Genomic DNA, 13745 nt, shown 5'->3' with positions numbered 1-13745 from the left:
TTTTTTATGCGCAATTTTTGAAAGGGGGAGGATGTGGTGAAAGTATCAAAGTGGATCGGGGTGGGCGCCTTTCTCACTTTTTGTGTCGTATCTGTCATTTTTTTAACATCATTAGGTCAAGATTTATTTAAAATTGAAAACGCTTCCGGAAAAGCGTCAACAACCTATCAATATCACTTTGTCCTTGTACCGGAGGAGCTTGATAACGAATATTGGCAGCTAGTACAAAAGGGAGCTGCTGATGCGGCAGCCGCTCATCGCGTGTATTTAGAATATTTGGGTCCGAAGCAAGCCGATATAGACGACCATTTGAAAACCATTGATATGGCAATCGCAGGGCATGTCGATGGCATTATGACACAGGGACTTGATGCGAAAAAATACAAACCGCTTTTTCAGAAGGCGAGGGAAAAGGGCATTGATGTTGTCACCGTTGATACGGATGCAGAGGGGAGCAAGCGTCAAGTGTATGTAGGCACGGACAATTATTATTCTGGCTTTATCGCAGGACAGGCACTCATCGCAGATACAAAAGGCGAACAGTATGTAGGAATTGTCACAGGCAGGCTTGATGCCGTTCATCAAAAGCAGCGCGTCAAAGGGTTTCGAGATGCCGTCGCCGCTGAAAAACGCATTCATATTGCTGGAATAGAAGAATCAGCCATTACCAAATCAGGGGCCTCCGGTGCCGCGTATAAACTATTAAACGATCATGCGAAGCTCACCGCATTTTACGGCACGAGTGCATTAGATGGTGCAGGGATTATTCAAGCAACAGCGCAATATCAATCGTCCGCAGATATCTATGTACTCGCATTTGATACGTTGCCAGATACGATTCAGGCGCTCGATGATGGAGAGATTGATGCAGTCGTTGTTCAGCACCCTTATGAAATGGGCTATCAAGCAGTGGAATCGCTTGTGCGTTTGCAAAAAGGTGAAAAAGAAGAACCGCTTCAGTACACAGGAACGAGTGTGATTCGGCGCGAGGATCTGCCGCTGCAGCAAACAGACAGAAGGCAGGGGGTGCAGCCGTGAGAAGGATTCGAAGTAAATTGCTACTGGCATTTTTGACCCTTGTGTTCCTTGGCAATGTGGCCGCTTTTTTCGTCTATTGGAGCAGCTCGAATATCACATCAGAATATAGCAGAAGCTTTCGTTCTTTTCTCCTGCTTAATGATATATCGACAGAGGCAAAAACGATGTATGAAAAGGTCAATGCGTATGCGATTGAAAAGGATCAGCAGTTTGCCAAAGAATATCTAGCTTCAAAACAAAAAATGAAATCCTACGACCAGGCATTGCGAAAAGATGCCGGGCTTCATGCGGCCATTCCTTCTATCGAAAAATACCAATATATGATGCGGACGCTCATCAATGAAAGTGATGCGACCATGACACATGTAAAAGAAGGGAAAATCAAAGAATATGCAGCAAGTGTGAAGGAAGTAAGAACCGTCTCCTCCTACATACAAGAGCAAACGATGACCCTGCTTGATGATGAATTGTCTGAGTATCAAGTACTTTATCAATCTCTGCAAAAAAGACACCAAACCTATGCGCTCTTTACCTTATGTTTGTTTACGCTGTCCATTGGGGTCGCCTTATGGATGGCGTATATGATTGCTGGCGGGATATCAAGACCGATCGTCCATCTTTCTCGAAGCGTAAAGGAAGTATCAGAAGGAAACTTTGATGGAGCGAACTTGCATGTCACCTCAAAGGATGAAATTTCTGTATTAAATGAGGCTTTTCAGCGAATGCGACAAGAGATGAAAATGATGATTGAAGAGATGAAACAAAAGGCAGCCTTAGATCAAAAAATCAAAGACATGAAGCTGAAAACGCTGCAAAACCAAATGAACCCACATTTTTTATTTAATACCTTAAACATCGTCTCACGCATGGCTTACTTAGAATCAGCGGATGCCACATCGAGGTTGATCCAATCTGTTTCCACTCTCATGCGTTATTCGCTGTCAGCTCTCAGTGCATCCGTTACGCTCGAACAAGAAGTAAAAGTGGTCAAAGAATATTTTCATATACAAGAAACGAGATTTGCCGATCGTATCACATGCAAAACGATCATAGATGAATCGTGTTTATCTGTACATATCCCAAGTCTCACCTTACAGCCGCTTGTTGAAAATGCCTTTATTCATGGCGTCGAACCAAAGGAGGAAAACGGGCTTGTCGAACTCTCGATCTATCAAGAAGGCGGCTATGTGATGATTCGGATTCGGGACAATGGGATGGGAATCAACGAACAAGAGAAAAGGAGATTGCTATCAGAAAAAGAAGAGGAAGATCCAAACATCTTGAGTAAAGGGCACTCGACAGGGATCGGTCTTCGCAATGTGATGTCAAGGCTGCATTTGTTTTATGGGGTAAAAGATGCCCTGCAAATTGACTCAAAGCCAAACGAAGGCACCACCATTCAATTGGCTATTCCGATAAAGGAGGGACCATCATGCTGAACGTGCTGATTGTGGATGATGAAAAAATAGAACGGCTAGCGATGCGGAAGTTCATGACGGATTGGCTTCCAGAGTGTCATATCGCAGGAGAAGCTGAAAATGGAAAGAAAGCGGTTGAATTCGTGCGAACTGAGCCCGTTCATCTTGTGCTCATGGATATTCAGATGCCGGGAATGGATGGACTCACAGCGATCAAGCAAATCAAAGCGAGCAGCCCTCATACAAAATTTATTATGCTGACAGCCTACGATACGTTTGATTATGCCAAGCAAGCGATGCAGGAAGGGGTGAAGCAATACCTCGTCAAACCGGCTGACAAAGATGAAACCATCGCCGCCATTCGCACGGTTGCGGCAGAGATTCAGCAGGAGTCGTCTGAGCGGCAGGCGATGGCGGCCGGTCAGCAGTCAAATTGGCTCGAAGCTCATGTCATAAACGGTCAATCCTATACCTCAACGGAGTTTCAACAACTGTTTCATGAATTCGAAGCAGGTCTTGTCATCGCTGTACAGCGGACAATCGGGGATCAGCTGTTGATTGATTTACAGACATCTTCCCTTTTTCATACGGTGCCGATTCAGGTGAGTGGTGAGCTGTTTACATGTCTTATTTATCGTCACCAAGCGCCTGGTCAGTTAAAGGCAGATGTCCTGCAGGCGATTCGAACTGCCACAACAAACGATCAGCCTTCACCTGTCGTTGGCATAGGACACCCGGTCTCAAATCCGCTTTATCTTCAGAAAAGTGCAGCAGAGGCGAAGCTTGCCTATTATCAGCGGAAAAAGAGCCCCGGCGTTGTTCGTTATGGTTTTTACCAAACAGAAGAACAGTCTCATCCATTGATCCATCTGCCTGAGCTTGCAGACGATATGATGCAGGCAATGGAAGAAGGGAGAAGAGAGGATGCGCTCGCTTTATTCGATGCCTTTGAGCTAGAGGGGGCGACCCTGTCACAACTAAAAGAGCTGCTGATTTTATTTAAATCACGGCTCCGAACAGACTGGCCAATATTAACGATCAGCACCGCTGCTGAATGCCGTCAGTGCTGTGAATATTTATTTGACGTGTACGAAGCAAGAAACCAGACTGTGAATGATATCGAGCGGGCAAAGCGCTACATCAAAACGCATTTTTGTGAACAGATCACGCTGGAGCAGACTGCCGCCTATGTTGATTTAAGTCCAACCTATTTCACAAAACGGTTTAAAGACGAGACAGGGCTGACATTTAAAGAGTATGTGACGACCTGCCGGCTGGATAAAATCAAAAAGCTTCTCAAAGACAGCTCGCTTAGTTTAAAAGAAATTACCTATCAGGCAGGATATACAGACCCCAATTACGTCAGCCGTGTGTTTAAGAAGATGGTGGGTTGTTCAACGAAGGAATATCGAAAACAGACCGTAAAAAAATGAAGAATTTCATAAAAAAGTGAAGAAGTTTGCCTAAAAAAAAGAAAGGATCTGCCATTATACTTATTATGATAACGCTTACAAAATGAGGATGGGGGATCAATCATGAAGGTTAAATTAGGCTTTACGCTGTTAGTACTCTGTATGCTTATCGTCACTGCCTGTAGTTCATCGACGAGCTCAGATGCGAAAAAAGAGGGCGGAGCAGAGAAGCTCGACATTTTCTCTTGGTGGACTGGAGCAGGTGAGGAGGACGGACTGAAAGCACTCATTCAATTGTTTGAAGAGAAAAATAAAGACATCCCAATTGAAAATGCAGCCGTCGCAGGTGGTGCTGGTACAAATGCAAAGGCTGTTCTGACTAGCCGGATGCAAGGAAATGACCCGCCAGCTACATTCCAAGTACATGGCGGAGCGGAGCTGAATGAGAGCTGGGTCGCAGCAGGCAAAATGGAGCCGCTGGATGATCTATATGAAAAAGAAGGCTGGAAGGACAAATTTCCAGAATCACTCATCGACCTTGTCAGCAAAGATGGGAAAATCTATTCAGTACCAGTGAATATTCACAGGGGCAATGTGCTTTGGTATAACAAGAAGGTATTTGACGATGCAGGCTTAGAGCCACCAACGACCTTTGATGAATTTTTCAAAACAGCAGATGCATTAAAGAAAAAAGGCATTACACCGCTCGCACTTGGGGATAAAGAGCCTTGGGCAGCAACACATTTGTTTGAGAGTGTGCTGCTCGGCGTTTTAGGCGCTGATGGATATCAAAAGCTTTGGGCTGGCGACATGAAAATGGATGACGCAAAAGTGAAGGAAGCGGCAGATATTTTTGGACGTATGCTTGAATACGTCAATGATGATCACAGCTCTCGTAACTGGCAGGATGCCTCGCAGCTCGTAGCAAAAGGGGAAGCTGCAATGAATGTCATGGGCGACTGGGCGAAGGGGTACTTTGTGAATGATCTGGATCTGAAGGTGAATAAAGACTTTGGATACGTGGCGACTCCTGGCACAGAGGGAAGCTTTATGGTGATCACCGATACATTTGGACTGCCGAAGGGCGTGAAACAGCCAGAAAACGTGAAGAAATTCTTATCTGTCTTAGGATCTGTGGAAGGACAGGATGCATTTAATCCGCTGAAGGGATCGATTCCAGCACGTGTGGATGCAGATGTTTCTAAATATGATGAATACGGAAAATCGGCGATGAAGGCATTTAAAGAATCAAAGCTGGCGCCGTCTCTCGCACATGGTTCAGCTGCTGAAGAAGGGTTTGTGACAAAAGCGAATCAAGCCGTCAATATCTTCGTCACACAAAAAGACAGCAGCCAGTTTGTTTCATCTTTAAAAGATTCAATGAAATAAAGACGAGGAGGCGGCGACTAAGCACCGCCTCTTTTTTAAAAAGGAGTGTAGCTTCATGCGTATGGATACATCGCCGATCACAAAAGCAGCAACACCCAAAGTCAAACATGTGCGGAAAAAATGGAGTGGGGATCAGCTGCTTGCGCTTCTATTTTTAGCCCCGTCGGCTGTTTTATTATTCATCTTTGTTTACGGCTTTATTGGCTGGACAGGGTATGTGTCATTATCAAATTGGACCTCGCTTGTTCCTGATTTCTCTTTCGCAGGTCTTCAAAACTATATGATGCTGTTTCAAGATTTCCGCTTTCAGTCAGATCTTCGAAACACGGTCTTTTTCACTCTATTCTTTATTGGAGCCGTTATTGCCTCTGGGCTCGCACTTGCGATTTTACTAGATCAGAAGATCAAGGGTGAATCTCTATTTCGGAATTTATTTTTCTTTCCAATGGCCCTTTCCTTCGTTGTGACAGGGGTCGTCTGGCAATGGATTTTAAACCCGTCCACAGGGGTGAATCTATTTTTAAAGACGCTTGGTATCCAGCCTAAGTGGTACACGGATACGAACATTTTAGCTGGATTTGTCTGGGGGAAAATTGAGTTTGGTGTCCCTGCAGCAATGATTGCAGTCGTGATTGCAGCTGTTTGGCAGATGACTGGATTTTCTCTAGCAATGTATTTGGCGGGTTTGAGAGGCATTCCAGAGGAAGTAAGAGAGGCTGCTAGAATGGATGGCGCAACCGAGTGGCAGATTTACTGGAAGATTATTTTTCCTCTATTAAAACCGATTACTGCAAGTGTCATTATCATCATGGCTCATATTTCATTAAAGATTTTCGATTTGATTTACTCGATGACAGGACCGGGTGCAAACTTTGTCACAGATGTTCCGGGCGTTTACATGTTTGAAATGACCTTTAGAGGAAACCATTATGCAGGCGGTGCCGCCATCGCGATTGTGATGCTGATCTCTGTTGCGGTCTTTATCGTGCCATATCTCCTGTCGAGCCGGAAGGGGGCGTCATCATGACAGCTAGATGGTTTGTCCGTCCAGTCCTTTATGCTTTATTGATTTTGTGCAGTCTGTTTTTTCTGATGCCAGTCTATGTCATGCTCGTCACAAGCTTGAAGCCATTAGGTGAAGTGACCCTTGAGAAAATGTGGGCGCTGCCGTCAACACTCGATTTTTCAAGCTATCAAATCGCATTTGAAAAGCTAGCGCCCAATTTAATGAATTCTCTTTATCTAGTCATTCCGGCTACCTTATTGTCAGCTGTCTTAGGGGCGATGAATGGCTATGTCCTATCAAAATGGCGTTTCAAAGGATCAGAAGTGGTCTTTACGCTGATGCTGTTTGGAATGTTTATTCCATATCAAAGTATCCTCATTCCACTCATTCAATTTTTACGCGAAGTCGGATTGTATAATTCGATTCCAGGTTTGGTGCTTGTCCATGTCGTATATGGACTCCCAATCACAACGCTCATGTTTAGAAACTTCTATGTGAGCATTCCTGATGAAATGATTGAATCGGCAAAAATGGACGGCGCAGGGTTTATCGGGATTTTCAGACATATGATTCTTCCGCTTTCGATCACAGGATTTGTTGTAGTCGCCATTTGGCAGTTCACAAATGTGTGGAATGAGTTCTTATTTGCAGTCACGATGACCACTGCGGAGCATCAGCCAGTGATGGTTGCCTTGCAAAATCTATCGGGCAGTCAAATTGTGCAATGGAACGTCCAAATGGCAGGGGCAATATTGGCCGCATTGCCGACACTCTTGGTCTATATTCTGCTCGGAAAATACTTTGTCAAAGGGCTTCTCGCAGGCTCTGTTAAAGGATGAAACATTTTAGTGTTATCGTTTTCATTTGGTGTACTGAAAGGATTGACTTCTCTTTAGATAGCGTCATAATAAAAGTTGAGACTTGCTAGTTTTCATCAAGCCTTACAAGGATTATCAAAGGGTAGCAAAGGGAGGAGTCATCCTGAATGAAGCAGTCACCAATTTTTTTACTGCCTGAATTGAAGGAGAGAATATGGGGAGGTACAGCCTTAAGAGATCAATTTGGCTATGATATTCCTTCTGATCAAACGGGAGAATGCTGGGCAATTTCTGCTCATCCAAACGGACCAAGTGTCGTGCAAGACGGTCCATATAAAGGGAAAACGCTGATCGAACTATGGGACAATCACAGAGAATTGTTCGGGGGAATAGAAGGCGATCGATTCCCGCTGTTAACCAAAATTTTAGATGCAAACCAGGACTTATCCGTTCAAGTTCATCCAGATGATGATTATGCGGAAAGACATGAAAATGGCGAGCTTGGAAAAACAGAGTGCTGGTATATCATTGACTGCAAAGAAGGAGCAGAAATGATCTATGGGCACAATGCAAGAACAAGAACTGAGCTTGTGACCATGATGAACAGTGGAGATTGGGAAGGTCTTTTACGTCGTGTGAAGATAAAGCCTGGTGATTTTTATTATGTGCCAAGCGGTACCATTCATGCGCTTTGCGAAGGAACGCTTGTCCTCGAAACGCAGCAAAGCTCAGATACCACCTATCGGGTATATGATTATGAACGAAAAGATCAGAATGGCAATGAACGTGAACTTCATTTTGCGCAAGCCATTGATGTCACAACGGTTCCCCATGTAGACGGGTATGCAGATGAATCAGTTGAAACACGCCGTGGGCTGACCATTCGAACGTTTGTTGAAGCAGAGTATTTCTCTGTGTATAAATGGGAAATTGATCAAGCAGTGGAGCTTTCGCAAGATTATTCATTTTTGCTGTGCAGTGTAATTAGCGGGGAAGGGGCTCTAACGCATGATGGACATACATATCCATTGCCTAAAGGAGCTCATTTTATCCTGCCAGCTGAAACAGGAAGCTTCTCAATTGAAGGAACTTGTGAGCTGATTGTATCGCATATATAAAGAAAAAGAGGACTTTGAAGGGGTCCTCTATTTTTCTATTGCATAAATGACTTGAAAGAGTACTTGTTTTTGTCGATAAAGAGATTAGTAGACTATTATGCAAAGTAAGAGAGGGACAGTGAACGTGAAAAAAACCATCAAGATTATGTTACTCGCAGCTGCCTTTGGTATGACAATACAGACGGGCAAAGAAGTGCAAGCAGCCTCCTATGTCGATCAATCCATTTACACGATGAACACCTCAAAGGTATTTACAACAGAATCAGAAGTAAAAAAAGCAGTGGAAACATTGAAGAAGGACAAAAAGTGGACAGCCACTTATCAAACCTCAGGAAACACGTCGACCTATCAGCTCACTGCCTCAGGATATGAGTCACAAGCAGCAGCGAGTGCAAGTGCAGCTGCATTAAAAAAAGAGACGGGTATGAGCGGTACGGTGTCGCCAGTAGGTGACCGCCTTCCATTACAAAAGGTCGTATCTGACCCCGTCAATGATGAAGCTCAGGCGAAAAAGCTCTCACTCGAGCTAACGAAAACATCAGGACTCAATAGCACCTATGAAGTTATCAATCAAAGCAGACCTTCTTATCAGGTCATTTCAGGGACCATTGATTCTGAAACGAAAGTCAAAAATATTCAAACCGAATTACAAAAGCAGGCCGGTGTCACTAGTACATACCAAACTGAAAACAAAGCAGGCACTGTGTATCAGCTGATTTCAGGCGGTATCGTTGGGCAAAGTAAGGCGAATACGATCCTGCAAGGCTTTCAAAAAGAGTCTGGTTTAAAAGCGGTGCTTCAAACGGTGACAGCAGGCAAGCCATATTACATCGTCACATCAGCTGCACAAGCGAACCAGTCAAAAGCACAAACGCTTCTTACCCAGCTTCAAAGAGAAGCAAAGATCAGCGGGAAGATTCAAAAGACAGGCGCTTTAAAAAATGTGTATCGCTTGGAATCAGGCTATTTCAAAGACAACAAACAGGCATCCTCAGCTGCGGCCCAGATTAAGAAACAAACCGGCGCTACAGGGACTGTGCAGCGAGTGGGAAAAACAAAAAATTATATCGTGAAGCTCAATCAACTGAACGATACAGCATACGGAAAAACGGTGGCCTTTTTCAAGAAAAAGAAATGGCGCTACACATCGCAAAAGATCTCTTCTACACAGCCATATCAAGTAGTGACTGGAAACCTATTAGGAGATGATCAAGCGAAAAAAGCAGCAGCTTTCTTCCAAAAGAAAAAGGTATCAGCAACAACGAAAAAAACAGGTAAAGCATCTGACAGCACGTATCGACTTGTCGTCAATCAATCAGCGGAGCAAGCCAAAATAAATAAAGGTGCCGCATATTTAAAAACGCAGAAAGTGACAAGCAGCATTACAACTGGTAAGGGCCAAGCTGTCAGCAAAACGTATAGTCTCAAGACAACACCTGTATATGAGCAAAGTAAAGTCAAGCAGGCTCAAGAGATTATCAAGAAAAATGGCGTTGCCAGCAGTACAAAAACGTTGACAGAAGCGGTTAAACAATACCGGATCACGACAGAGCCGACGGTGAATCAGACTAAACTGAATCAAGCGCTAAGCTATTTAACGAAACAAAAAATGAAAGCAGCTGCTCAAAAAACAGGGACAACTGATTATGGTCAATATCAGATCAAAACAGGTGCCATCTCAACAGCTGCATTGCGCGATCAAGGCATGGCATTTTTCAAAAAACGGAATGAACCAGCTGCCTATCAAACAACAACGAAACCAACCTACAAAATCAACATTACGCAGCAATTCACAGGATTACCAACTGTAAATGCAGCGATTGCTTTTGTGAAAAGTCAATATGGCTGGACAGCTACAGCCGTAAAAATCAAAAATGGCCCAATGGTCATGCAAACGAACTACAACCTCACTGTCAATGAGATGGTGAACAAGCAAATGAAGGTGTCACCACAGACAGATGGTGCAGCCTATGTCTATGCACCATATGTTGACACGGCGACGTCAACTGTGAATACGGACGGCTTAAATGTTCGTTCGACACCTGATTCGAGCTCTGCGAGCAACATCGTGGCGCAGCTGAATAAAGGAGCAAAAGTGAAACAGCTTGGGAAAGAAGGAAACTGGATCAAGATCAGCCTTGGCTGGAGAAATGCAAGCTCAGCAGAGGTGCAAAAATATGTAGACCCAGCCAATATTGCTGAGGGCACTCAATCTTATTTTCAATTTCTGAAACTCTCTGAAGCTGCGAATCTCAATCCGGCAGAAGTCAATTCAAAGATTCTAGCAGGCAAAGGGATTCTAGCAGGTAAAGGACAAGCCTTTATTACGGCAGCGAAAACGTATCATATCAACGAAATTTATCTCATTTCTCACGCGTTGCTTGAAACAGGTAACGGAGGTTCCATTTTAGCGAATGGTACGATGTTTAATGGAAAGAAAGTATATAATATGTATGGCATTGGCGCATACGACAGCAATCCGAATTACCTCGGTGCAAAATATGCGTATGAACAGCAATGGTTCACGCCAGAGGCAGCCATTATTGGCGGGGCAAAATTCATTGGCAACAGCTATATCAATCACGCCACATACAAACAAGATACGATTTATAAAATGCGCTGGTCTAGTTCAGCGACTCATCAATATGCAACAGATATTGGCTGGGCATATAAGCAAGTCACTCGTATGTATAGCTTGTATAACTTACTTGATAACTATACGCTCTATTACGATATCCCGGTTTATAACAAATAAAAAAACGTCCGTGCTTCCTAATGAGAAGCCGGACGTTTTTTGTGTAAGAGCTGCTGTTCAATAAAGAATAAGAGCTGCTCACTGGACCTTCCCTTTGAATATTGATTCCATTCCTCGGCGAAGGTTTTGATTCGTTCTTGGTAATCTGATTCGTTTAGATGAAACAGCTCTTTCAAGAGCATGTCTCGAGTGACACAAGCCTTCCCAGGAATGATGTCCTCATACCGATCGACTAAGCCGCGTTTCTCTCGATAAGTGTCTAAGTCATAAGTGAAGAACAAAACAGGCTTTTCAAGCAGTGCATATTCAAACACAATCGATGAGTAATCTGTGATCAGGACATCGCATGCACAAAGCAATGGATAAAGCGGCTGATCGGACACATCAAATATCCATTCATCGTCTGTTTCCGCCTTCGCTAAATGTTTGACCGCAGGATGAAGCTTGACGAGCAGAATATAATCTCCGTTTAGCTCTGTTTGTAATTGCTCCTTTGAAAAAGGCAGGACAAGACCGTCCATTGCAAAGTCTCGATAGGTCGGTGCATAAAGCAGGATCTTTTTCCCTTTAGGAAAATCATTCGGCTTCAAGGAAGACGGGCGCTGGTCATAGTACACATCCGTCATCGGTACACCTGTTGGTAAAAAACGTTCATCATTCACCCCAAACGAAGACTTAAAAATCTCGCGCATATGATCTGAGCCTGTAACGATATAATCGAAAGACGTATAGACTCGTTTGAACCGTTTGATGTCACGAGGACTTCGTTCCGAATTTGAAGCATCCTCAAGACCGAATTTTTTCAACGCCCCATTAGCATGCCATACTTGAATACAGGTGGTAGAAGGACGTTTTCTGAGTACAGTTGTCATGAGAAAGTAATTATCTGTCACGACAACCTTGCTTTTAAACATCGTATAAATACATTGAATGAGATGGAGAGGATTTTTTTCATGAAAATAGCGAAATGACAGATGAGACTCGTCCTTTTCTATCGCAGAAGCATGCTTCGTATAGAGGACAGTAAGCTTCATCGTCATGTTCGCCTGTTGTTGATAAGTATCAATAAGAGCAGCTGCATTCTCTTGAAATGAAACAAGCAGCGTCACCTGGTTTTCCCGTGGTTTGACGCCGCTCATCAGCCATCCAATGAAAGAAACGAAAGCTGCATAGCATGAAATGATCATTGAGCGTATATTTATCATTGGTCAGTCTCTCACAGCTGCTTCGTCTGATCCTTTACTTGCTCAGGATAGTAACGTTTTTTCCCTTTGTTTTCTTTCAATACGGCAAAAGCGTATTTAGGAATATTCAGCATTCGTTTCCATCTCCATGGATTCACAACAAGTCTGTACAGCCATTCTGTATTTGTTTTAATCATCCAGCGTGGTGCACGCTTCACCGTTCCGCTAAATACATCAAAGCTTCCGCCTAAACCGATGCAAACAGCCTGCGGGAATAAATGACGGTATTCATAAATAAAGTTCTCCTGATTTGGATAACCTAAAGCAACGAACACCATATCTGCTTTCGAGCGAGCGATTTGCTTTGCTACGAAACGTTTATCGGCTTGATAACCGTCACAGCTGCCTGCAATGACCACATTTGGATATTCCGTATCGATTCGCTGTTTAACAGCCTCAAGCACTTCTTTTTTCGCCCCATATAAAAAGATACTTTTAGACTGCTTGTTTGCTAGATCAAGCATAGACATGAAGACATCAAAGCCAGCAATTCTTGACTTCAGCGGACTTTGTGTCAAACGTGACATCAAGACGACGCCTACACCATCCGGCAGCACATAATCCGCAGAAGAGACAACTTGATGATACGCATGATCCTTCATAACAGCATAGCCAATCTCTGGATTGACAGTGGCAATCATGGCGCCTCTTCTTTGAGAAATATGATGGTGATTCATATAGCTAATAAATTCATCTAGGTCGCCGTTTACATAAGAAAGGTTAGAGACCACTTCTGTTTGCATTGTTTAGACCTCCTTTTTCATTTTGTTATCTATGAACGTTCATTGTAAATTCATTCTTCGTCTACTCATCATTTTATCACAGATGCTCCATGAAATATTAACAATAACTTTACAAACCTTTAAATTTCATGACATTTTCATCAATTCATAAGGAGGCTGCTGCGAGAAACATTGATTCTTCGGACTTTCGCTTGTGCGCCCAATAAATTGGAAATAGTTTGTCTTTACATCTGCTTAACGTTTGATGGGCGCTGTGATATAATGAGGTTCCGAAGAGCGAAAAGATACGAACGAAGATCATAGGATTACGGATAAACGTTACTGCATGAAAGCAGTTGAATAAGGAATGAAGAAAGGAGTTCATGTTTGCGATGAAGAAAGTTATTACTTACGGTACATTTGATTTATTACACTGGGGGCATATTAAGCTGCTCGAACGTGCAAAGCAGCTTGGAGATTACTTAGTGGTGGCCATTTCGACAGATGAGTTTAACTTACAAAAATCAAAAAAGGCTTATCATAGCTACGAGCATCGAAAGCTCATTCTTGAAACGATTCGTTATGTAGACGAAGTCATTCCAGAAAACAGCTGGGATCAAAAAGTCCGTGACGTGCAAGAGCACGATATTGATGTGTTTGTCATGGGAGATGACTGGGAAGGTAAATTCGATTTCTTAAAAGAGCATTGCGAAGTCGTGTACTTGAAAAGAACAGAAGGCATCTCGACAACACAAATTAAGGAAGAAATTGCTGGACTTTAATAGATCAAAAAAAGTACTTCTTATCTTTTGGTGAGAAGTGCTT

11 protein-coding genes are annotated in these 13745 nt (G+C 43.3%); 9 read left to right on the top strand and 2 right to left on the bottom strand.

Features of this window, described 5'->3' with window-relative positions; genetic code table 11:
• The first annotated feature begins 36 nt into the window (after nt 1-36).
• The 8 genes from MHB83_RS02370 (at nt 37) to MHB83_RS02335 (ending at nt 10954) form a co-directional block, all read left to right on the top strand.
• On the top strand, nt 37-1038 hold the full coding sequence (locus MHB83_RS02370) for a sugar-binding protein (RefSeq protein WP_342496599.1): 1002 nt from the start codon (nt 37-39) through the stop codon (nt 1036-1038).
• On the top strand, nt 1035-2477 hold the full coding sequence (locus tag MHB83_RS02365; RefSeq protein WP_342496598.1) for a histidine kinase: 1443 nt from the start codon (nt 1035-1037) through the stop codon (nt 2475-2477). The genes MHB83_RS02370 and MHB83_RS02365 overlap by 4 nt, the downstream gene beginning before the upstream one ends.
• Nucleotides 2471-3889, top strand: coding sequence for a response regulator (locus MHB83_RS02360; RefSeq protein WP_212045603.1), 1419 nt, complete (start codon nt 2471-2473; stop codon nt 3887-3889). The genes MHB83_RS02365 and MHB83_RS02360 overlap by 7 nt, the downstream gene beginning before the upstream one ends.
• Nucleotides 3890-3991: 102 nt before the next feature.
• Nucleotides 3992-5257: an ABC transporter substrate-binding protein gene (locus MHB83_RS02355; RefSeq protein WP_137054322.1), complete on the top strand. Its 1266-nt coding sequence runs from the start codon at nt 3992-3994 to the stop codon at nt 5255-5257.
• 55 nt (nt 5258-5312) lie between these two features.
• A complete protein-coding gene (locus tag MHB83_RS02350) occupies nt 5313-6284 on the top strand; it encodes a sugar ABC transporter permease (RefSeq protein ID WP_342496597.1) in 972 nt (323 codons plus the stop codon).
• Nucleotides 6281-7102 (top strand): carbohydrate ABC transporter permease, encoded by an 822-nt coding sequence (locus MHB83_RS02345; protein ID WP_050944374.1) that lies wholly within the window; start codon nt 6281-6283, stop codon nt 7100-7102. The genes MHB83_RS02350 and MHB83_RS02345 overlap by 4 nt, the downstream gene beginning before the upstream one ends.
• A gap of 146 nt (nt 7103-7248) precedes the next feature.
• Nucleotides 7249-8199: a mannose-6-phosphate isomerase, class I gene (gene manA / locus MHB83_RS02340; RefSeq protein WP_003212875.1), complete on the top strand. Its 951-nt coding sequence runs from the start codon at nt 7249-7251 to the stop codon at nt 8197-8199.
• A 124-nt stretch (nt 8200-8323) separates the two neighbouring features.
• Nucleotides 8324-10954 (top strand): glucosaminidase domain-containing protein, encoded by a 2631-nt coding sequence (locus MHB83_RS02335; protein ID WP_342496596.1) that lies wholly within the window; start codon nt 8324-8326, stop codon nt 10952-10954.
• Nucleotides 10955-10971: 17 nt separating this feature from the next.
• Here the strand turns inward: MHB83_RS02335 and MHB83_RS02330 are convergent, their stop codons facing one another.
• A complete protein-coding gene (locus MHB83_RS02330; RefSeq protein ID WP_342496595.1) occupies nt 10972-12159 on the bottom strand; it encodes a CDP-glycerol glycerophosphotransferase family protein in 1188 nt (395 codons plus the stop codon).
• Nucleotides 12160-12170: 11 nt separating this feature from the next.
• Nucleotides 12171-12941, bottom strand: a complete 771-nt coding sequence (locus tag MHB83_RS02325) for a WecB/TagA/CpsF family glycosyltransferase (protein ID WP_044140062.1) — start codon at nt 12939-12941, stop codon at nt 12171-12173.
• Between the two features lie 371 nt (nt 12942-13312).
• Here MHB83_RS02325 and tagD point away from each other — a divergent pair, with 371 nt between their 5' ends.
• The gene (gene tagD / locus MHB83_RS02320; RefSeq protein ID WP_008343212.1) at nt 13313-13702 is read left to right on the top strand and encodes a glycerol-3-phosphate cytidylyltransferase; all 390 of its coding nucleotides are present in this window, start codon (nt 13313-13315) and stop codon (nt 13700-13702) included.
• The last annotated feature ends 43 nt before the right edge of the window (nt 13703-13745 follow it).

The organism is Bacillus sp. FSL K6-3149, assembly GCF_038630515.1.
GTDB classification, from domain to species: Bacteria; Bacillota; Bacilli; order Bacillales; family Bacillaceae; genus Bacillus; species Bacillus pumilus.
Note: the sequence above shows the minus strand (reverse complement) of the source record. Positions and strands in the feature narration are given on the sequence as shown.

Bases quoted from the DNA above. Each gene is read 5' to 3' on its own strand.
- MHB83_RS02350 (WP_342496597.1), top strand. From the start codon at position 5,313: ATGCGTATGGATACATCGCCGATCACAAAAGCAGCAACACCCAAAGTC.
- MHB83_RS02360 (WP_212045603.1), top strand. From the start codon at position 2,471: ATGCTGAACGTGCTGATTGTGGATGATGAAAAAATAGAACGGCTAGCG.
- MHB83_RS02330 (WP_342496595.1), bottom strand. From the start codon at position 12,159: ATGATAAATATACGCTCAATGATCATTTCATGCTATGCAGCTTTCGTT.
- tagD (WP_008343212.1), top strand. From the start codon at position 13,313: ATGAAGAAAGTTATTACTTACGGTACATTTGATTTATTACACTGGGGG.
- MHB83_RS02355 (WP_137054322.1), top strand. From the start codon at position 3,992: ATGAAGGTTAAATTAGGCTTTACGCTGTTAGTACTCTGTATGCTTATC.
- manA (WP_003212875.1), top strand. From the start codon at position 7,249: ATGAAGCAGTCACCAATTTTTTTACTGCCTGAATTGAAGGAGAGAATA.
- MHB83_RS02345 (WP_050944374.1), top strand. From the start codon at position 6,281: ATGACAGCTAGATGGTTTGTCCGTCCAGTCCTTTATGCTTTATTGATT.
- MHB83_RS02325 (WP_044140062.1), bottom strand. From the start codon at position 12,941: ATGCAAACAGAAGTGGTCTCTAACCTTTCTTATGTAAACGGCGACCTA.